This is a genomic window from Foetidibacter luteolus, assembly GCF_009650435.1.
GTDB classification, from domain to species: Bacteria; Bacteroidota; Bacteroidia; order Chitinophagales; family Chitinophagaceae; genus Foetidibacter; species Foetidibacter luteolus.
Genome location: NZ_VVIP01000032.1, coordinates 1 through 22,091 on the forward strand (window position 1 = coordinate 1; position 22,091 = coordinate 22,091).

The 22,091-nt window shown below is 43.1% G+C and carries 17 protein-coding genes; 8 read left to right on the top strand and 9 right to left on the bottom strand.

Going from position 1 to position 22,091, the window contains the following annotated elements; translation table 11 throughout:
• Window positions 1–109: 109 nt before the first annotated feature.
• Together F0364_RS08715 and F0364_RS08720 are read right to left on the bottom strand one after the other, a co-directional pair.
• The gene (locus tag F0364_RS08715) at window positions 110–973 is read right to left on the bottom strand and encodes a hypothetical protein (RefSeq protein WP_153797390.1); all 864 of its coding nucleotides are present in this window, start codon (window positions 971–973) and stop codon (window positions 110–112) included.
• A 721-nt stretch (window positions 974–1,694) separates the two neighbouring features.
• On the bottom strand, window positions 1,695–2,096 hold the full coding sequence (locus tag F0364_RS08720) for a hypothetical protein (protein WP_153797391.1): 402 nt from the start codon (window positions 2,094–2,096) through the stop codon (window positions 1,695–1,697).
• 750 nt (window positions 2,097–2,846) lie between these two features.
• Here F0364_RS08720 and F0364_RS29150 point away from each other — a divergent pair.
• Together F0364_RS29150 and F0364_RS29155 are read left to right on the top strand one after the other, a co-directional pair.
• Window positions 2,847–3,059, top strand: a complete 213-nt coding sequence (locus tag F0364_RS29150; RefSeq protein ID WP_235921035.1) for a response regulator — start codon at window positions 2,847–2,849, stop codon at window positions 3,057–3,059.
• A gap of 24 nt (window positions 3,060–3,083) precedes the next feature.
• Window positions 3,084–3,479: a response regulator transcription factor gene (locus tag F0364_RS29155; protein WP_235921036.1), complete on the top strand. Its 396-nt coding sequence runs from the start codon at window positions 3,084–3,086 to the stop codon at window positions 3,477–3,479.
• A 113-nt stretch (window positions 3,480–3,592) separates the two neighbouring features.
• Here F0364_RS29155 and F0364_RS08730 read toward each other — a convergent pair whose 3' ends face one another.
• Entirely contained in the window at window positions 3,593–6,013 is a 2,421-nt protein-coding gene (locus tag F0364_RS08730) for an ABC transporter permease (RefSeq protein ID WP_153797392.1), read from the bottom strand.
• 1,005 nt (window positions 6,014–7,018) lie between these two features.
• On the opposite strand from F0364_RS08730, the gene F0364_RS08735 reads away from it, so the two are divergent.
• The 3 genes from F0364_RS08735 (at window position 7,019) to F0364_RS08745 (ending at window position 8,450) form a co-directional block, all read left to right on the top strand.
• Entirely contained in the window at window positions 7,019–7,588 is a 570-nt protein-coding gene (locus F0364_RS08735; RefSeq protein ID WP_153797393.1) for a Crp/Fnr family transcriptional regulator, read from the top strand.
• A gap of 78 nt (window positions 7,589–7,666) precedes the next feature.
• Window positions 7,667–8,023: a YciI family protein gene (locus F0364_RS08740; protein WP_153797394.1), complete on the top strand. Its 357-nt coding sequence runs from the start codon at window positions 7,667–7,669 to the stop codon at window positions 8,021–8,023.
• 10 nt (window positions 8,024–8,033) lie between these two features.
• Window positions 8,034–8,450, top strand: coding sequence for a hypothetical protein (locus F0364_RS08745; protein ID WP_153797395.1), 417 nt, complete (start codon window positions 8,034–8,036; stop codon window positions 8,448–8,450).
• 179 nt (window positions 8,451–8,629) lie between these two features.
• Here the strand turns inward: F0364_RS08745 and F0364_RS08750 are convergent, their stop codons facing one another.
• On the bottom strand, window positions 8,630–9,481 hold the full coding sequence (locus F0364_RS08750) for an NAD(P)-dependent oxidoreductase (RefSeq protein WP_153797396.1): 852 nt from the start codon (window positions 9,479–9,481) through the stop codon (window positions 8,630–8,632).
• Between the two features lie 263 nt (window positions 9,482–9,744).
• On the opposite strand from F0364_RS08750, the gene F0364_RS08755 reads away from it, so the two are divergent.
• The 3 genes from F0364_RS08755 (at window position 9,745) to F0364_RS08765 (ending at window position 15,705) form a co-directional block, all read left to right on the top strand.
• Window positions 9,745–12,588: an ELWxxDGT repeat protein gene (locus tag F0364_RS08755; protein ID WP_153797397.1), complete on the top strand. Its 2,844-nt coding sequence runs from the start codon at window positions 9,745–9,747 to the stop codon at window positions 12,586–12,588.
• Between the two features lie 269 nt (window positions 12,589–12,857).
• Complete coding sequence (locus F0364_RS08760) at window positions 12,858–14,867, top strand: glycoside hydrolase family 97 protein (RefSeq protein WP_207632579.1); 2,010 nt, start codon at window positions 12,858–12,860, stop codon at window positions 14,865–14,867.
• Between the two features lie 331 nt (window positions 14,868–15,198).
• Window positions 15,199–15,705, top strand: coding sequence for a hypothetical protein (locus F0364_RS08765; protein ID WP_153797398.1), 507 nt, complete (start codon window positions 15,199–15,201; stop codon window positions 15,703–15,705).
• A 51-nt stretch (window positions 15,706–15,756) separates the two neighbouring features.
• Here the strand turns inward: F0364_RS08765 and F0364_RS08770 are convergent, their stop codons facing one another.
• From F0364_RS08770 to dinB, 5 genes are all read right to left on the bottom strand, one after another.
• On the bottom strand, window positions 15,757–16,881 hold the full coding sequence (locus F0364_RS08770) for a mechanosensitive ion channel family protein (protein ID WP_153797399.1): 1,125 nt from the start codon (window positions 16,879–16,881) through the stop codon (window positions 15,757–15,759).
• Window positions 16,882–17,172: 291 nt separating this feature from the next.
• Window positions 17,173–18,255 (bottom strand): AI-2E family transporter, encoded by a 1,083-nt coding sequence (locus F0364_RS08775; RefSeq protein ID WP_153797400.1) that lies wholly within the window; start codon window positions 18,253–18,255, stop codon window positions 17,173–17,175.
• A 102-nt stretch (window positions 18,256–18,357) separates the two neighbouring features.
• On the bottom strand, window positions 18,358–19,554 hold the full coding sequence (locus F0364_RS08780) for a phospholipase D-like domain-containing protein (protein WP_153797401.1): 1,197 nt from the start codon (window positions 19,552–19,554) through the stop codon (window positions 18,358–18,360).
• A gap of 170 nt (window positions 19,555–19,724) precedes the next feature.
• Entirely contained in the window at window positions 19,725–20,363 is a 639-nt protein-coding gene (locus F0364_RS08785) for a peroxiredoxin (protein ID WP_153797402.1), read from the bottom strand.
• An 88-nt stretch (window positions 20,364–20,451) separates the two neighbouring features.
• A complete protein-coding gene (dinB, locus tag F0364_RS08790) occupies window positions 20,452–21,606 on the bottom strand; it encodes a DNA polymerase IV (RefSeq protein WP_153797403.1) in 1,155 nt (384 codons plus the stop codon).
• Between the last annotated feature and the right edge of the window lie 485 nt (window positions 21,607–22,091).

Consider the following 22,091-nt stretch of genomic DNA (forward strand, 5'->3'; position numbering starts at 1 on the left):
ATTTGTTTACTTATGGCTTCTGCATTCTCCCCTACCGCAAAGTCCCTTGCAGGAGACTTTGCGTAGAAGTGACTTGGGTGGGCACCGTGTGGAGAAAGAAAACATTGTTTCACTTTCCCTCGCAATCACATGCATAATATATTCTCGTAGATATTGTCTGCAGGGGATAAATAGGATGGAAAAAGAAACCATAATCACCTCTTTCAGAGAACGTTTGCGGCAGATCAAAACAATTCAAGGTGGCCGCACCGGGTACTGCGTTTTGGCTATAGTCGCGTTTAATAAACATCCATATTTCATTAACGGAAAATAAACTTCTCTTCTCTGTGTAAACTCTTTCAGAAAGAGGGCCGCTAAATTCATCCACATAAGGAGACATGTTACCATTAACATCATACTGATAATTCAGCGTTCTTCTGTTGCCATCATAAGGATACCAACGGTGATTGTTCCAGTCGTAAAGTCGGTCATGAACAAGTGCTTTGCGAATTCTGTGCTGCTTGTCTAGCTCCAGTCTGGAAACGGTTAACAGTTCTCCGTCTACGGTGGGGTTTAATGTCTCGGTCAAATGACCTAAATAGAATGAAGAGTCTATGACCAGGCAATCGTTTACCCAGGTATATTTGTGATATCCTTCAAAGCCGTCCGAAGGTTTAAACTCGCTGTAATCTTTTTTATACCCATGAAACCATGCTGTTAATCTTCCATAAGAATCATAAAGGAAAAACATGTTGGGGGTGCCAGTGGAATTGTAAACATCAAGAAGGATTTTTACTGGTTTGCCAGCTGAGTTATAATAAAAGGTTGCCCCTTCCCAAACGGAATTGGGATCTTCAATTCTTAGAATGTTACAGGCTTTTAAATCAATTGGTTTTTTAGCAGGAGGGCACCATTGGTATTTTTTGCACGACCCAAAAAGAGTCAGCGCTGTTATTGCAATACAAAGCTGAATTTTCATAATGGCTAACTTCATTACATGAGTTTAATAGGTCTTAAGTAGTTTCATTTCGGCCAAACGCGATCTCATTTTCTGAAACAAAATAATCATGTCACCGAATAAAAGCAAATTAGGCAGGGATTAAATTTATTACAGCCAATAACATACGGTTATGTTGAGAATACAGCATTTCTACATTTGCCCCAAACCTGACGCAAGTATACGTAGTAGAGCACTTCCTATCCTGCAAAATGTCCCTCCCGAAGCCTTTCTCCGCAACGGTCTCCGGTACGAGATGACGCCAATGCAAAAACAGTATGTAATTCGCTCCTGCATTATTTGGTTAGATCAACATCCATCAGTTCCGTACAACTGGTGACAGGATAAAATAAGCGTATCCACTGCGCAAAGGTGAAGGCGAAATAAATACCATCTGTTTCGGGGGCGCCTGTCCCAATTTTTTGGAGATTTTGGCGCCTTGTAACTTCAAGATAACAAACTTGTTATTATGGCAAAAGCGGCATTTGTTTATTTATGCGCATCTGCATTCTCCCCTGCCGCAAAGTCCCTTGCAGGAGACCTTGCGGAGAAGTGAAAAATTAAGCATCAAAAAGAAACGACTCCTCTTTACCATGGACAACAACTTCCTCACTAATACTGTTTTCAATAAAATTTAGATTCGTTTGCCTGCTTTTCCCGCACAGTCCCATACCGAATACTATGCGGGAAAAAAATATACCAAGTGATGTTTCATTCTTTAATTCCCACGATTGTATCTTATAATGATTGATAAAGTACCGCCCTTTCGATCTTCACTTAATTCAACCTCTCCCCACGAATACTTTTTTTCACCACCCAAAAGCAAAAGCCGTTTTGTAAGTTCTGTATTCTCTTCCCTGGCGATATTAAATGGAAAAAAATTATAATTCTTTCCTATGCCAATATTAAGAGTTACTAATCTTTTCTTATTGAAAGTGAGCGACAATACACTTTCTCCTTCATCTATATTCGATATGATATAGGTTAAATAATCCGCATTTCTCAGTGCTATCTTAGCATCATATGTTGACCCAATATTTTCTATATATTCAGGAGTCAGATTTGCAGTAATGTCTAAATCACCGATTTTTATTTCTCCTGTTGACTTGTTTAAATTCATTATCTAAAAAAGAGTTTATTTACTAATTCTAATGCTTTATTGTAGTTTGGGACATAAAGTTGAGGCAATTAACTGGACCAAAACATGGATTAGCATATGTTGTTCCATATGCAATATTTATTTTCTAGTTAACTCTATAAATACCAACTTCCCATCTATATCCTTTTGTCGGATTAGGCTGAATTTGAAGGCCTTGACTAAGATTAACTTTTGACATGCCTGATCTCTCTAAACCATTTAATGTAAATGTAGTAATTAGACTGCCCCGGCAGACCTCCTGCGATATACTTTCCCTTTTTCAAAAGTATACTCGCCAGAAATCTATTTCCGGATAATTACCTTTTCTATCCTGCAAAATGTCCCTCCCGAAGCCTTTCTCCGCAACAGTCTCCGGTACGAGATGACGCCAACGCAAAAAAATGCAATCCCGCTCTTGCATTATTTGGTTAGATCAACACCCATCAGTTCCATATAACCGGTGACAGGATGATACAAGCGTATCCACTGTGCAAAGGTGAAGGCGAAATAAATGCCATCTGTTTCGGATGCGCCTGTTCCAATTTTTCGGGAGATGTTGGCGTATCGTAACTTCAGGACAATAAACTTATTATTATAGTAAAAGAGGCATTAGTTTATTTATGGGTATCTGCATTTTCCTTGCCGCAAAGTCCCTTGCAGGAGACCTTGCGGAGAAGTGAGCGCCTTACATTAGGTGTTCATTACAAAGCGGCAGCCAGCTACATTCGTAATATGATTAAAGTGCTGATTTACGAGGACAATAAAGCCAGGCAGGAAGCCCCGGAACTTCTGCTGGAGAATACGCCGAATATGGCATGTGCAGGTATTTTTGAAAACTGTGCCAACGTGGTAGCGCAGGTGCAGCAATTGCAGCCGGATGTTGTATTGATGGATATTGATATGCCCCAGGTAAATGGTATTGAAGGCCTTCGCCTTATAAGGTAGCATGCCGCAGCTTTACCCGTTATTATGCAAACGGTTTTTGAAGACGACGACAAAATTTTTGCAGCCATCCGCGCCGGCGCCCACAGTTATATACTAAAGAAAACAGCATCGCAAAAACTGGTGGATGGTATACGTGAAGTATTGGAAGGCGGCGCTCCCATGACGCCCGCCATAGCCCGTAAAGTGTTAGAGATGTACCACGAACAACCGATGGCCAAAAAAGAAAACTTCAACCTAAGCGAAAGGGAACTTGAAATTTTATCATTACTGGTTAAAGGAATGAGTTATAAAATGATTGCCGCCGCGGCAGGCATTAGCTGGAACACGGTGAACGGGCATTTTAAAAAGATATACGACAAACTGCATGTACATTCCGCAACCGAAGCCGTAAAAAAAGCAATTGACAATGGGTTGATCTGATTAGCGGGCTTTGGTTTTTATGGGCATAGTGCAACTAATGTTTTCCGTGCAGGCTTAGTGGGTGTTTCAGATGTTCTTTCGGCAATGTTGATATCAATGCCAATGCAAAAAGCCTACTCCGCCCTTAAACTCTTCATTGGGTTTTCAGTAGCAGCTTTTATAGATTGAATACTTACGGTAAGCACGGCAACCAGCAACACCAGGAAGCCGGCAGCAGCGAACATCCACCAGGAAAGGGTTACACGGTAAGCAAAATCCTGCAGCCATTTATTCATGATGTACCAGGCAACCGGCAGTGAAATAAAACAGGCAAGCAGAACAAGCCGCAAAAAATCTTTTGAAAGCAATGCCACAATACCGCTAACGTTTGCCCCCAGCACTTTGTGTATGCCTATTTCTTTTGTTTTTTGAAATATGGTATAAGAGATAAGCCCCGACAAACCAAGACAGGCTATGAGCAATGACAATACCGAAAAGTATAAAAAAACAGTGGAGAATCGTTCCTGCGATTGGTATTGACGTTTCACCTGCTCACTCATAAACTCGTAGTCAAATAAAACAGAAGGAAAATGTTTTTTCCAGGTATTTTCAATAAACGTTAGCGTTTGTTTAACCTGGGCCATATCGGCATTAATGTTAACCCTGGAAAAATGATTGGCCAGCGGGTAAATAGCCAGCGGCTCTATGGTATGCTGCAGGGAGTTAAAATGAAAATTCCTGGTAACGCCAACCACCATGCCGGGCACTTCGCCGGATGTAAAGGGCTTACCGATAGCAGCCCCGGCATCTTTCCAGCCAAATTTTTTCACAGCCATTTCATTAAGGATAACCGGACGCACCTGGTTGTTCGATGCGCTGGAGCTAAAATTTCTTCCGGCAAGTAATTCTATGCCATATACATCCAGGCAATATTCATCCATACCAAGTCTTGCCGTATTTACCTGTAACGGGTTTCCTTTATCGTCAATGGTTTCCGCACTGCCAACGTCAAGGCCACCCGCCAGGCTGGAGTTGGAAGTAGCCACGCCATTAATAAGTGGGCTGCCCTTCAATTCATCCCTGAATGATTGATACCCCCTTATCACGTTGGCATTGCCGTTTACCCGCAAATACAGCAATGCATTCTTGTTGTATCCCAAATCCATGTTTTGTATATACGCCATTTGCATATAAATAACAACAATGCCCGTTATAAGGATAATCGTAATAACAAATTGTGACACAACCAGGGTTTTACGCAGCAATACACCTTTTTCGCCCGATTTGAATGACCCCTTCAATACTATGGCCGGCTTAAAGCCTGATAACACAACAGCGGGGTACAGCCCTGATAGCAGGCCCAGGAAAACAGTTACACACACAAGAAAAGCCAATAAAGACGGTGAATTAAACACAGCTACGTTTTTACCGGTAACCTCCCAAAAAAACGGTTGCAACAGGTAAGCAAACAGGATGGAAAACACCAGGGCCATAAGCACGGTAAGTATGGCTTCTGATAAATACTGAAATATCAATTGCCGCTTGCTTAAACCTGCTACTTTCTTAATGCCCACTTCTTTAGCCCTTGCTGCAGAGCGTGCTGTTGACAGGTTGGTATAATTAATGCCCGCCAGCAATAAAATGATAATACCGATAGTTGAAAAGATATATACCTGTGCAATGCTGCCGTTTGACGTGATTTCATTCTGAAGATGGGAATGCAGGTGAATATCCCCCAACAACTGTAGCTTGTATGCAATAGTATTTTTCCAGGTTGCAAACTTGTCGCCCACATATTTTTTATAGAAAAATTCAATCTTTTTGGAAAAAGAGTTCACATCAATCCCCTTCTTCAGTAAAAGATACGTGTAGTAGCTTGGGCTTGCATCGGCCCAGCCTTCTACCGTCATCACTTCCGGGTGTGCTGCTTCTATGGTTTTGAAAGAAGCAATCATGGTAAACGTGAAATGTGCATTAAGCGGTGGGTCGGGCATAATGCCTGTAATTTTATAATTGGCCCCCTGCCCTGCTGAGTCCATCATAAAAATCACCAGTGATTTTCCCATGGGGTCTTCATTGCCAAAGTATTGTTTTACCGCGGACTGTGTCAACACAAGCGAGTAGGGCTCCGCCAGGGCTGTAGTTTCATTGCCATTTGATAACTTGTAATCAAATACCGTAAAAAGAGAAGGATCGGCCAGCAGGATATTATGCTGCAACACCTGCTGGTTATTAAGCAGTATAATCTCATCGCCATGCATGTCAACCCTTACAGTATTTTCAACCTCTGCATAATCATCTTTTAATGCTTTTGCCATCTGTGCACCTGTTACAGCGGATTCTTTAATGCCCGTTTGTGTTTTTTCAACACCGGTAAGGCGTACGATGCGGCTGTAGTTACTGTTAAAAGTATCGAAGCTCAATTCATCCGTAACCCAAAGCGCAATCAGTGTAAAACAGGTTAAACCGGCAGACAGGCCAGCAATATTTACTATCGTGTAGGCTTTATTCTTAACCAGGTTTCGCCATGCGGTTTTAAGATAGTGTTTTAGCATGTGCAATGTATTAATGGGTAATTGATCTTATGCTACTAATGCCGCACAAACAAAATGCCACCGCCCTACTCCCTGTGATAATCAATGAATAGCCATCACTATTGTGCTGATAAGTGTGCGGTTTTAGTACAGTTGCTGTCCGGTTTCAACCAAGGTGGAGAGACCCAGCTATCCAGCTATCCGAAGAATTAGCTTGCAGCTCTTCGGATTTATTCCTTTCCCGCAAAGTGTCCCTCCCGAAGCCTTTCTCCGCAACAGTTTCCGGTACGGGACTTTGCGGAAGGGAAGATAGGATGCCAAAAAAGCAACTTAATGCCGCTTCATAAATTATTTTGTTAGGCCTAAATTCATCAGCTTGCGCTCTCCTACCCGGTGGGAAAAGCCGCATAGCGAATAAACCGCACAAGAGTGCGACGCAAGTAAAGCTTAATACTTGTTCCTCCTGCCTAGCCCATAAAAATTCCTCCCAAATACATGGTATAGCGATTGAAAATACACTTTGCTTTTCCCGCACAGTGTCCATCAAAAACACTTCCACGCAATAGTCTCCAGTACTGGACTTTGCGGCAGGGATGACGCCAATGCAAAAAAAGTATGTAATTCCGCTTTTGCATTATTTGGTTAGATCAACACCCACCAGTTCCGTACAACTGGTGACAGAATGAAACAAACCTGTCCACCGTTCAAAGGGTGAAGGCGAAATAAATGCCATCTGTTTCGGATACGCCTGCCCCAATTTTCGGGGATTTTGGTGTCTCGTAACTTCAGGATGATAACCTTATTATTCTGGCAAAAGCGGCATTAGTTTATGTACGGGCATCTGCATTCCCCCCTGCCGCAAAGTCCCTTGCAGGAGACTTTGCGGAGAAGTGAAAACAACATATTTTCAGCATTCATACCGGGCTGGACAATCATTGAATTCCTGCCTGCGTAAATACCCGAACATTAGGTGCGATTTTAGTGCAACACCGCAGAACTCAAAACCTCAACCTAATATAAAATTGAATGACAGATATTTTACGGGAACATATCAAAAAAAGGCTTGGCAACAATATTGACCAGTTAGACCTTGTGCTTTCAAAATTTAAACTCATCGAAGCCAAACGAAACGAGGAACTTTTAAAGCAGGGCAACACCTGTAAATATGTGTACTTTATTGCAAAAGGTTGCTTACAGGTTTTTGTTTACGACAATGAAATGAACGAAACAACCAGGGACATTGTAATTGAAGATAACTGGTGCAGCGATCTTATCAGCTTTGGCAGCGGACAACCTTCAACAGAAAACATAAAAGCCGTTGAACCTTGCCAACTTTTCGTTATTGACAGAAAAGGGTTCCAGGAAATGATGGAAGCGGTACCACAGTTTGATAAAGTGTATAAACAAATCCTCGAGGCATCTTACGCCAACTCTGTTTACCGCATCAACACGTTTGTTTCCCTTTCCGCGTTGGACAGAATAAAATGGCTTATGCAAAACAGGCCTACACTTATGTCGCGTCTTTCAGGCAAACTTATTGCTTCCTACCTCGGTATAAACAAAGACGTTTTCAGCCGGCTTAAAGCCAAACTTTAAATTGCAGACTTTTGTCATCGTTGATAAAAATTGTGCTTTGCATTTTTGCATCATCATTAACAATTAAATTTTACAACAATGACAGAGTATCTTTTATTATTTCGTAATGCAAGTGCAGAAAATGGATATTTAGCCAAAACCCAGGATATGGCGGAAGATATGCACAAGTGGCAATCCTGGATAGGCAATATTGCAATGCAGGGTAAATTAGTACATACGGCCCCCATTCGTTATGAGGCATCCATTGTGGACAACAATGGGCTCAGGAACGGGCAACCGCACAAAGAAGATAACAGCGTTTTAGTTTCGGGTTTTCTTATTTGCAGGGGCGACAACTTTGAAGAAGTGCAGGAATGGAGCAAGACCTGCCCTATTTTGAAATACCCAAACAGTTCTGTTGAAATAAGGCCTGTAATTCCATTTCCAGTCAACTAAAAACAGGGCGATGGATAAAATATTAAACCTCGGAAAATACATTTTTCCGCTATCGTTTTTACTATATGTTGGTTTGCATTTAGGCAAGCCAGCAGTTGGCGCCGCTTTTGTGCCTGACTATATTCCCTTTCCATTCTTTTGGAATTACTTTACGTTGGTTTGCGTTTCATTGTTTATTGTAAGTGCAATTATTGGCAGGTACGACAAGTTAGCTTACACATTAATGGCATTGTATGTAATTCTTATGGGTGTATTGGTTCATTTACCAAGGGCAATGGGGCACGAATTAGACGCCACTGCAATGACAGCAAACGTTAACAGAGAGAAAGAACTTGAAATGGTAAACTTTTTCAGAAACATTATGGTAACTGGCGCATTGCTTGGCTTTGCAAAGTTTTTAGCCAAAGACAAAAGAATTATTGGCTGATGGCAGAAAACGGAATATAACATACAGGGCTTAAGCAACGTGGGGCGCAGCGGGTTAGGTTTGAACCTCTATTGGAATAAGCCAAAGCCCGCAATAATGCTATTGGCTAATATAAAGGCCATGCATATTATCATATCGCATGGCCTTTATATGTCAGCTTTATTTTCCTCCCGCAATTCTCACAAATTATCTTTTGCTATTACGCTCCAATCCTCGTTGCCATGGCCTTTGGCTATCCATTCGTCCATTACAGTTGCAATGGCTGGTATAATGGCTAAGCTGGTGGCGGCTTCACTGGAGGCAGACAGCATAAGGCCGGCATCTTTGCGTGCCATGTTCAGCTCCCAGGATGGCTGGTCAAACCTGCCATCTGTAATCTTTTTCAGGCGTGCAGGCACCCCGGCGCCCGGGTTCCAGTGGCTGAAGAGGTGCAACAATTCAGCCGGTTTTATGCCATGCACTTTAGCCAGCGCCAGCGCATCAGACAGCCCGGCAACAAGGCTTAATAAAAAAAGATTACCGGACAATTTGATACCCGCGGCCTTGCCCTCCTCTACGCCGAAATTTAGCAGTTTTCCTGTCATTTTAGATAATTCCTCTTCATACTTTTCAATAACCCGCTGATCCCCTGAAACAAGCATAAAACCGGAGCTTTCCAATGCATTCTGCGGGCCCATAAAAACAGGCGCATGCAGGTAAGTAACCCCCTTTGTTTTCCAGTAGGCTGTTCTCTGTACAGCACCTTTAACTGATGTGGTGGTATGGTCTATAACAACAGCGCCAGGCTTACAACCTGTAACCGCTTTTTCCAGCACTTCATCTACCGTTTCATCATCCTTTAATGTAACATGAACCATATCCGCACCTTGCACTGCCTCTTCAACATTATCGAAAGCTGTTGCGCCAAATGGCTGCAACGCCTTTGCTTTTGATGCAGTGCGGTTCCATACCTGCACCTTATCCCCTTTTTGCAGCATCGCCTTGACAAAAGCGGAACCCAATAAACCCATGCCCAAAAATGCTTTTACCATAGAATTTGTTTTTATAAAGTTAGCAAAGTGTTGTTACGGGTATTGAAAATAGCATTTACAGATAGGGCACGATGTGCAATCCTAATTGATCGCATTTCATATCATTATACCTGAAAGCAACTGTCAAACATCTACTTGCAAAAAGTTTGGCCACACTCGTTGTATTATCGTTTGAATGGAAGCGTTTGGCTTTCAGATAAGATACTGTTACAAACTCGTTTCAAGAAAAGCTTATTTTCACCGAAAATTTTAAAGTTTACCGTATGCGCTTTTCACCCAACATCAAACCCTTTCTTGCCATCTTATTGGTATTGTGTTTGTGTAAAAAAAACTTTTCCCAGAACTTCCATTTGGTGAAAGATATTGATTCAATTACAAACTCCAATCCGAACGTTACCAAAGATTGTATCCTAAATAATGTTTGCTATTTTTCTGCAGATAATGGGGCGAATGGAACAGAGTTGTGGAGAAGTGATGGAACTACAGAAGGAACATACATGGTAAAAGATATAAATCCGGGCTTGACATCCTCTGGCCCCCGTAACATTGTAGTTTACAAGAATAAGATCTACTTTTTAGCGGCCGCCACATCATACAAATTATGGGTTTCGGATGGCACTGCGGACGGAACTAAAATATATGAGGAAATCAACGACCCTTCTTATCTCACAGTATCTAATAATTTTCTGTTTTTCGTTGCGCAAGGTAAACTATGGAAAACAGATGGTTCAGAGAATGGTTTATCCCTGGTCTTTGACTTTACTCAAATTTCATTTCAGGGAGTTCAGTTAACTAAACTTTGCACCGCTAACAATAAATTGTTTTTCGCAGTAAGTTCATACGATAACACAACATTTCAGTTTTCCGAAAAATTATGGGCCAGTAATGGAACCAGCACAGGAACGTATTCAGTTAGCGACTCTGCCCTGGAACCTTCACAAATAATTGGGGTTGCAAATAATCTAATTTACTTTTCTGCAAGAACTGCCAATGACTATAACAGAAAACTTTGGGTAACAAATGGAACCAGGGGCTCTGCAAAGAAAGTTGCCAGTGCAATTGGGATAAACATTTACAATTTAAACTTTATTGCCATTAATAAAGTTTTGTACTTTATAGGCGCAGCTTCACCCTCGCAATATAATACTACCCTGTATAAGCATGATGAACAAAATGGAACTATCCAGGTAAAGCAATTTTCACCGTCTGGCCCTCCGGATTTTACAGGTATCGCCTCTTTTACAAACTTTAAAAACAGTATTTTCTTTTCTTACAGGGATAGTACTAACCCTTACTATTTAGGAACACTTTGGAAATCGAATGGAACAACAGAAGGTACCTTTATGATAAAGGATAGTTGCAGGCCGTCAAACTTTTGCAAGGTAGGCAGTACGCTTTTCTTCTCTGACTACAATAGTAAAATGGAGCTCACTTTATGGAAAACAGATGGAACAAATACGGGCACTACAATCGTTGAAAAAGGCATGGGCAAAGAAATTGCCCAATCTCCACTTGATTTAACACCTGTGAACGATCAACTACTACTGTTTAGTGCAACTTCAGATAAGGGTAATGAGCTTTGGAAAACTGATGGGGCATTTACTCAAACAACACTGGTTAAAGACATAAATTCGTATGCATCAGAATCATCTGTCCCCACTTCACTAAAGGCATTAGATGGAAAAATTTTTCTTATTGCAAGCAGCAGATTATGGGTAACAGATGGAACATCCAACGCAACAAAAAGTATACCCGGCCCCTTTGCCTTTAACGCTGTACCCGGCGCACTTTCCATATTGAACAATGAAGTTTATTTTTCAGGGATGGATTCAACTACCGGTCATAGCGGCTTTTTTAAAGTAAATGCAGCCTCATCATGCGAACTTGTTAAAGATATGTTTGATGCTAAACAATCCATTAAGTGGATATACGCAACGGATAGTTTAGTTTTTTTTGCAGCTCAAAATTTCTTCAACAAATATTCTTTATGGCGTTCAGACGGGACTGTTTCCGGCACTTTTGAAATAGCAACAGGATTATATGCCCTGCCGTTCACAAATACCCGCAACCGCATAAGAGTTATACCTACTAAAATAGGAGGTTCTTTATTTTTTGTTCAACAAACTACTAGCAATCACTCTTATGAATTATGGGTTACTGATGGATCAATTGAAGGAACACGTAAAATAAAGGAAATGCTTGCTTTTTATCTTGAAACAGCAAGTTATGCTAACAATATATATTTCATTGTTAATGGAATTGCAGGAAACGAACTGTGGAAAACAGATGGCACAGATGAAAAGACGCTTATGGTTGCTTCAAAAGTTAATGATATTGCCAACCTGACTGCATCAGGCGAATGGCTTTACTTTAAGGGTACGGACGAGTCAGGCAGTGAGCTTTGGAAAACAGATGGTACAGACGCAGGCACCAAGCTTGTAAAAAATATTAATACGAAAAGCAGTAAAAACTCTGATCCGGCAAATCTTACTGATATTGCGGGGTGGCTTTACTTTTTTGCAGACGATGGCATTCATGGAAACGAATTGTGGAAAACAAATGGTGTGGAGGATAGCACTAAATTAGTAAAAGACATTAGCGCAGGACCTGAAAGCACATCCCTTTACTTAACAAACTGGCAAAGTACACTTGCTTTAGCAACCAACATTACAAATGTTAATGGAAAACTGCTGATGGTAATAAACAATCATCTTTGGACATCGGATGGAACAGATTCAGGTACACATATTATTGAAGACGCAGGACTGTCTGATGTTTCTGAATTTTATCATTTGACAGCTTTAAGAGAACAGTTGTTTTTTACTGCGTACACTCATCAGCATGGCATAGAAATATATGCAGGCCATATTGAGCCTTCTTACATTCCGAAATATACATTTACAGGCTATGGCAATTTTGATAACACCCGCAACTGGATTAACGGAATGTTGCCGCCTGTTACAATTCCACCCGGTGTTGAAATATTAATTGATCCTCCCACAGGCAAAGAATGCATTTTAAATGTACCGCTAAAAATTAAGGGGGGTAAACTAACCATTAAACCCAATGCGAAAATTACAGTACGTGGTAATGTTTTAATTCATTAGTTATTCATGACCTTGATGTTGCATTATTGAGACACCCCCTACCCTGCGGGAAAAGCCGTGTAGCGAACCCAGCCGTTTAAGAGTGCGACGCAACGGAAGCTTCATGCTCGTTCCTCCTGCCGGGCCCATAAAAAACCTACGACAAATACCACAACTTTTCGGCAGGTACAATTAAATCTGCGGCAGAATACAAGGCTTATTATCAGCGCCGGTGTTGCCAAATTCCATAAATTAGTTGCCAGCTATTTAAATACGCTTCAACCACTTTTATGTTAAAAACACCACCAACGATTGCAGGGCCAGCTATGGCCTGCCTGTTTCTTTTTACTTTATCATTAAACATTGCAAAAGGCCAGGAGGCAAAAGGCCGGTTGCTGTCTCCCGATGGCAAACTGGAAATATCTTTTAAAACCGGCCAACTTGATAAAAAATCTTCCGCTAACCAGCTCTTTTACACAGTGTCTTTCCGCGGAAAAGATTTATTCAAGCCTTCCGCTTTAAGCCTTGAATTGAAAGGATCACAGCCGCTGGGCGCTGATGTGCATATCACCGGCAGCAAAACATCTTCCGTCGACGAAACCTACCAGTTAGTGGTGGGCAAGGCAGGAAAAGTTCGCGACCAATACAATGCCCTGCAATTGGAACTGCAGGAAAATACCGCCCCGGGCAGAAAGCTGGTAATAGAGGCAAGGGCTTACAACGATGCCGTTGCTTTCAGGTATGTGGCGCCTCAACAGCAGGCCCTGCAGGATGGCTATGAATTAGTAAATGAAAATACAGAGTTTCATTTCAGCACAGATGCCACTACCTATGCACAGGTGCTGCCGCATTACAAATCCATGTACGAAAGTGAATACCTGAAGCTGTCTGTAAGCGCCTTCTCTAACCAGGGCGGCGTAAAGAGTTCTATATTAATAGGCTTGCCAATGCTTGCTGAAGTTCCGGGTGCTGGCTGGGTAGCCATAGCAGAGTCGGAGCTGCAGGGCTATAGCTCCATGTACCTCACTAACCCCTCTGGCGGATGGTCTGGCCATACCATGCTTTCACGGCTTGCGCCCCGGCTGGATAGTTCGGGTATTGCCGTAAAGGGAAAGGGTAGCCTGCGCTCTGCCTGGCGTATTATTATGGCAGGCGATGAACCTGGCAAACTTATAGAATCCAATGCCGTAATGAACCTTACCAGTCCTTCCGCAATTGCCAATACAGAGTGGATTAAGAGCGGTAAGGCTTCCTGGGATTGGTGGAGTGGCAGCCTTGGCGCAGATGGCAAACCGGCTTTTACCACAGCCAACATGAAATACTATGTTGACTTTGCCGCAAAATCCGGCCTGGAATATATGCTGGTGGATGCCGGATGGAGCGGTCGTGACCTGACAAAAATGAATGGCAAAGTGGATATACCAGAACTGGTAAAATATGCCGCAGCCAAAAACGTAAAAGTGTGGATATGGTTATATGGCGGCGCGGTGGCTACCCAAATGAATGAAGCTTTTGCACTTTATGAAAAATGGGGAGTAGCCGGCGTAAAAATTGACTTTATAGAAAGAGACGACCAGGAAGGCATAGACTTCTATTACACAACTGCCCGCAAAGCAGCGGAGCATCATTTAATGATAGATTTTCATGGCTGCACCAAGCCTTTTGGGCTGGAAAGAACTTACCCCAATGTGATGAATTATGAGTCTGTACTGGGCATGGAACAATCAAAAGGCGGCACAAGAGATAATCCCGACAATCATGTAATGCTCGCCTTTACCCGCATGCTTACAGGCCCCATGGATTACACCCCTGGGGGATTTGACAATGTTACAAGGGAACAATTTTTTGCACGCAGCGATTCGCCTATGGTAATGGGCACAAGGGCACACCACCTTGCGTTATACGTGGTTTACCAGGCGCAGTTTGAAATGGTTTCAGATTATCCCGCGGCTTACGAGGGCCAGGCAGATTTTGAATTCATCAAAAAAGTTCCCGCCTCGTGGGATGAAATTAAAGTATTGCATGGCGTGCCGGGCGAATACATAACCATAGCACGCAGAAAAGGTAATGACTGGTACATAGGAAGCATTACCAACTGGACTGAAAGAACATTAAGTATCCCGCTTTCTTTTTTGGGAGATGGAAATTTTACGGCAGAAATATACAGCGATGCCGCCGATGCCAAAATCAATCCCAAACATACCGCTATCAGCAGGCAGCAGGTTAACAGTAAAACGGTGTTGCAGGCCCGGCTTGTAACTGGTGGCGGCTATGCGGTACGCATAACAAAAACAAATTAAAGAAAAGGCAATAAAACATATTACAGTACCGCGGGGTGTATGCGCCTGCCATACGGCAGGCAGGAATTTTTTGGGCCCGGCAGGAGGAACAAGCATGAGGCTTTACTTGCGTCGCACTCTTGTACGCCACCGCTTTATGCAGCAACTCATCCCGGCACCCCGTGGAATTGCGGTCACATGGTGAGCTTTGCCTATTAACCATTAAGTGATTGCTCAGCGGTTTTCTGTACAAAATATAACTCACACAGTATCAGCCGGTACCGGTATGTGCATGTTACCGCAGTTTTGATTGGCAGGCTTTTTGACATTGCGGCTGTACAAAACATTGTTCATGAAAAAAACTTTAGTATTGGCAGGTGTAATGTTAAGCCTTATGACATTACAAAAAGCACAGGCACAGAATATGGGAAGCAGCTACAAAACCGCTCTTGGGGCAAAAGGATACTTCGGAGACGGATCAATAGGCGGCATTAACGTGAAACACTTTTTTAACCCGGCAGGCGCACTGGAAGCTTCTTTGCTATTCCGCAGCCATTATGTGGCGCTGGAAGGCATTTACGAATGGCATGGGCCCATACAGGGAGCACGTGGACTTAAATGGTATGTTGGCCCGGGTGCTGAGTTAGGGGTACGCAGCCATGGCCACCACCCACGTAACGACGACCGTCATGACGACCATAACGATGCCGTATTTTCCATGAAAGGGGTAATAGGGCTTGACTACAAGTTTACAGGGGCGCCCATCAATATTGCTTTTGATGTTAACCCTACTTTCAGGCTTACCCCCAACACAGACTTTAATTTTTATGCGGGCATGGCTTTCCGCTTTGCATTGTAATATTTTACCACACTGGCTGAGCTTGCAATCAACAGGCTTAGCCAGTGCTGCTTAGTACTGCTCACTCTGCTTTTTTAAAGGGCCTGCCCCATTTTCCAACGCCGATACTTTAGCCGCAACCTCTTTGCCTTTACTGTCAAGAACAATTGTTTGGGTGGGGAATGCAAAATCAATTTTTTCACGGGTAAACCTGCTGTATATTTCCATGCATACGGCTTGGTTAGTGTTCATGTACAATAAAAAATCTGCGGAATCAACATAGTACACCACTTCAAAATTGATGCTGAAGTCGCCGAAAGATTTAAAGTGTGCACGGTCGAACGTTGCATTTTCGTTGGCCTCAATTATTTCTTTTATAATCGCGGGTATATTCTGAAGCTGTTCCGGCGGCAAACCATAAACAACGCCAATGTTAAGCACTATCCTTCTGCGCTCCAGCCTTTTAAAATTATGAATAACGGTTTTAACCAGCTCCGCATTAGGCATTACCAACTGCTGGCCATCCAGGCTGCGTACATGAGAAGTTTTAATGCCTATTTTTTCAACAATGCCGCTGTTGGGCCCTACCACTATAAAATCACCTATTTCAAAGGGTTTATCAAAAAATATCACCAGGTAGCTGAACAAATCACTTAAAATGTTTTGAGCTGCCAAAGCTATGGCTATGCCCCCCACACCCAAACCGGCGATAATGGTGGTTACATTATACCCCAGGTTATCAATTAACAGCACAATACCCAGGCACCATACCAACGCTTTAAACACCAGCAATATGCCGTTAACCTGCTTTACCCTTTCGGGATTTTCTCCTTTACGGTTCATGTACAGCAACACGGCCCCGTGAATAAAATAATTAACCAGCTTTACCCCATAATAGATGGCTATCATGGCTATGGCAACCGATAATATGCGATCAACCTTAACTGAAAGGTTTAGTTGCGTAATGATATTGTAATTGATAAGCAGGTAAATAAACGGAATAACAAATTTCTCCGCTATGGTAACCAGTATGTCATCAAAATCTGTTTTGGTATTTTTAGTAATGCGGCGCAGAAAGCGCAGCAGGATACCCTTGATTAACCTTAGAGCGGCCCATGCTACAATAATACCTGCGAGTGCTATAAGATAAGCCTGTACAGTATTACCCCAGTAAACCTGTTGTAAAATTTCTTTCATGGTTAGCTAAATTTAAAAACGCCAAAAATACCCATAATGTGCCGGCAAGCCAACACCAGGCGCAATACTTAACGTATCTGTAATCTTACACAACACACACATTGATGATTACCCTAAGCACCATGCTGAGTATGCCCGCCGGGTGAGGGATTGCAGCGGATACCCCGGTGAAGACCCTGTGCAGCGGCTTTGTGCCGGAGTATGAGCGGAAAGCCCGACCCTTGCGATAGCTTGGGGGCACCCCCAAATCTTTATGCTTATTTCAAACCAGTAATACGTGGGCCCGCCAGGTTAACCTCTTTTCCTTAATCTTAAAAAAGGACTGTACTTAGGTTTTTCCTCGCCAAACAAAACGCCCCACTGCCTAAACTGCTCAGTACGATCGAAAATAATTTTAAGCACCGCTATTACGGGCATGGATAAGAACATGCCTGATATGCCTGCCAGGCTGCCCCCGATAATTACACCCACTATACTTATCAACGCGTTTATTTTTATTTTGGAACCTACAATGCGGGGCATGAGTATGTTGTTATCAAGAAACTGCACTACCGCTATGGTGATGAGCACCGTGAATACCGGCCACAACTCCTGCGATGATGTTAGTGTAAGCGATACACCCAATATGTTGCCAATAAGTGCCCCCACATAAGGTATAAGGTTAAGTATGCCAAACATTACGCCGATAAGTAAGGCGTGCTTAATACCAAATATCATTAGCGCACCGCCCAATAAAACAGTTATGTAAGTAATCTGGATAACCAGCCCCACTATATAACTTTTGATGATGGATTCTGTTTCGCTAAGTACTTCCCTCAACTTACCATGTGCGGATGCAGGGAACCACAGCACCACAAAACGCAACAAAAGGTTTTTGTAAAACAGCATGAGAAAAATATAAATAGGAATAAGGCCAAAGAAAATAAACGCACCGCTTAACGAGGAGGCAGTACCACCTAAAACAGCACCGGTGGAATTCAGCAGCTTGCCGCTTTGCTGGTTTAAAAACTGTACCTGCTTTTCAGTAGAAAAGCCTGTTTTTGCCGTAATCCATTCGCCCATGTTTTGCATGTGCAGCATTACATTTTTCTTGATAGCGGGAAAGTCGGCCATTAACCTGGTAACCTGGGATGATACAAACCATAAAATACCTGCGGTAATAATAATTACCAGTAACAGCGAAAGGGAAATTGCTAACACTTCAGGAAATTTTTTCCTCATTAAAAAACGGTAAACGGGTAACAATACAATGCTTATAAAAAAGGCCAGCAATAAAGGCATAATTACCTGGCTACCCACCACTATTACAAATCCTGCAAGACAAAGGCCCAAAAGTTCAAGTGATCTCTTTACGGTAAGAGGCATATTGTTCATAAAAAGTTTTTCCGGACAAGACCAGACTGTTTACAGGTATTTCAATTATTGTACCCGTATTTATACAATCATTTTTTTTCAGAAGGGAAATGCCTTATTGGTCTAATTATTCCTGCTTTTGTGCCTGAAATAAAAAGTAAACAGGTAAAAAACTATTCTTATAAACTGGAACGAAACCCACCAGGCAAAGCGCCGGAAAACGCTCCTGTATTTTAAATGAAGTTCTTCGGTTACGGCAATACAATCCTTTTCAGCAATACCCAATAAAACACCTGCTGTTTGCTTTGCAAAAGCGGCGTTGCGTATATTAAGATTAAGCTCTATGCTGGCATAAGCGCTTATATCGTTAATGTTATACGACCCGATGGTTACCCAGTCTTCATCGCATACGGCAACTTTGCCATGCAGCACCCTGGGCTGGTATTCAAACAATTCTATTTTGTTGCGCAGCAGCCAGTCATACAAAAACCGCTCTGCGTACTTGGCCAGTGGCACATCAGACACACCGGCTGTTATTACTTTAACCTGCACGCCCCTTTTTACCGCCAGCTTTAACTGGCGCCGTATTACCCTGCCTGGCATAAAATAGCTGGATAGTATCACAATACGGCTTTTTGCACTCCTGCACATTTCTACATAGGTAGATGACACCTGGTTTTTACGCCGCACCCAGTCGTTACGGCGTATACCTACCTCACAGGCAGATTCTTTCGAAATAATGCCCTGGAAATCAATTTGCGGGCATGGCCTGGGTTTTACCGCGGCGGGAGATTTATCCCAGGTTTTGTTGCAAATGCGGCACAGCTCCAGAGCGGCCTCGCCATGTACATGTACAGCAAAATCAAGCCAGGCCGGCTCGCCGGGTGTATCGTTATACCGGTCTGTAATATTAATGCCACCCACCAGCGCATATTGTGCATCTGTTACCACTACCTTGTGGTGCAAGCGGCGGCCAAAATAAAAATCGCCGCTTTTAAACAGCGGCGCAAAAAAACGGAAGTTAATGCCAGCCTCTTTCAGGCTGCTGATAAACGATGCCGGCAACGACTGGGATGCATACCCATCCACCAGCATATACACTTTTACACCCCGTTGCACCGCTGCTTTCAGTGCTTCGGCTACCTGTGCGCCGGTATCATCGCTGCCGAAAATATAGGTTTGCAGGTGTATGGTTTCTTTTGCCGCAGCTATCATTTCGTGCAGGCAGTCAAAAAATGGCTTACCTCCACGGATAAGCTGCACATTATTGTAGGCGGTATAGTATTGCTTTCTTCTTTTTCTGCGTTTAAGGGATGGCATCTTTTTACAGGCAACAGTTTACACTAAAGATATAAAAGAGCATGATACAAATATTGTGCAGGGTTTGCAGGTACAGGGCATAAAAAAGCCCCGCAAGGAATAGAAATTCACCTACAGGGCAGACACATGAGGAGGTTTGCTAAGTGCTAAAACAGACAAGCAATATTTTACTAATCTACATTAGGTTGTGGTGTATAACGTAGGTAAGGTTTTACAATTTTTACCCCTTTAGGGAATTTTTTAATAGCGTCTTCTGTGCTTACAGCAGGCACTACTATTACATCTTCTCCGCCAGTCCAGTTGGCCGGTGTAGCTACACTGTAGTTGGCAGTAAGCTGCAGGGAGTCAACCACACGCAGTACTTCATTAAAGTTTCTGCCTGTTGATGCGGGGTAAGTAATGATAAGTTTAACCAGTTTATCCGGCCCAATTACCACCAGCGAACGCACGGTAGCAGTAGCTGAGGCATTAGGATGTATAAAATCATAAAGTTCAGAAACCTTTCTGTCATCATCTGCAATGATGGGAAAGTCAACCGAACAATTTTGTGTTTCATTGATATCGCCAATCCAGCCGAGGTGTTTCTCAACAGGGTCAACGCTTAATGCCAGCACTTTTACGTTGCGTTTGGCAAACTCTTCTTTCAGCAAAGCAGTCTTACCCAGTTCGGTAGTGCACACGGGTGTATAATCCGCAGGGTGAGAAAACAGGATACCCCAGGAATCGCCGAGGTATTCATAAAAGTCAATATCGCCAATAGATGTCTTGGCTTGAAAGTTGGGAACTTTATCACCTAAACGTAAGCTCATAAAATAAATTTTTGGGACACGAATATAGTAATTCCCTACAAACAAAGTGGACTATTTACTTTTTTTATTTGTGAAGTTTCTAAGCCTGCTATTCCCCTCTCACCGTTCGTGCTTTAATCAATGAGTTTCGCCCGTATTTGTTCTTTACATCGTCAATGGCCTTGTACAGGTTATTTTTTCTTTCCACATCTTCAAAAAGGCTGCCCTGCACGGCAGTGCCGGTTAAATCGCTCAGCCTTACCCCCAGCAGCCTTACAGGCTGGCCTTTGCGGTACAGTTTGTGAAAAAGGTCAATGGCTACAGGTATCAGCTCATCATCCCTCAGGGTATAGTCTATGGTAGTCTGGCGTGATGTGGTTTCAAAATCAGGGTAACGTATTTTAACCGTAACGCAGCCGGCAAGCTTCTCATCCTGCCTTAATTCAAAAGCAATTTTTTCCGTAAGCCGCACCAACTCGCTCAGCAAAAAATCAACATCAGATTTATTCTCCTCAAAAGTGTTCTCGCTGGATATGGATTTTGCCTCGTGGTAAGGTTGCACAATGCCATCGTGCCGGCCGAAAGATTTGTTCCATAATTCCACACCGTACTTGCCAAGCTTGTCTTCCAACAGCGCTACCGGGTACCGGGTAATATCGCCTATGGTAACAATGCCCATTGCCTGCAACAGCTTATGTGTTTGTTCACCCACGCCGGAAAATTTGTTTACTTTAAGGGGCGCCAGGAACTCCTGCTCCATCCCCGGTTGTATAAAAAGATAGCCATTGGGCTTGGCTTCGTCTGTGGCAATCTTAGCCACCATTTTGTTACTGGCCAGCCCAAAAGAAATGGGCAGTTTTGTTTTATCAATAATTTCCTGCCGCAGGTCAATCGTCCATTGGTAAGGGTCAAAATATTTATCCATGCCTGTCAGGTCAAGAAAAAATTCATCTATAGATGTTTTCTCAAACAATGGCGCTTTGGCGGCTATAATTTCGGTAACCCAGCGGGAGTACTTGCTGTACTGGCCCCTGGTGCCCTGCATTACAACAGCATCCGGACAAAGCTTCAGCGCCGTTTTCATAGGCATAGCGCTTTTAACACCAAACTTGCGGGCCTCGTAGCTGCAGGTAGATACAACCCCACGCTCCCTGGAACCGCCCACAATAATGGGTAAGCCTTTCAGTGCGGGGTTATTTAATATTTCCACGCTTACAAAAAAAGCATCCAGGTCAAAGTGCGCTATGTAACGTTGCTGCGGCATGCATTGCGAAGATAACCATTATGCCATCTCATATATACGCGGCAGGATTTTCAGGGGGTGCCCCCAAGCTGCGCAAGGGGTCGGGCTTTCCGCTATTACTCCGGCACAGAAGCCAGGCTGCGATGGCTTCACCGGGGTAACCGCTGCAATCCCTCACCCGAAAGCCGGTTGCCGGTTACCGGTTGCAGGTTACCGGTCTGTTGATTGGTAAGTGGCTGAAGTTTTTTTGAGGTGATAATGTGCAAGTGCCGCTAACATTTAACAAACGAACACTGAACAAACAAAGCCTCGTAGAGGCGGCATGTTAGTAGATAGAAAAGAGTTGGTTTGCAATGAGCGCCGTAGGTGCGATATGTTAAGCAGGATGATGCGTAACGATAAGATGGATGATCACCAGGTTTTGAGGCACAAAGGCCGCTCACACATACCGCCTCTACGAGGCTCTACAAACAGGCCGCAATGGCATACCTGCTACTAACATATCG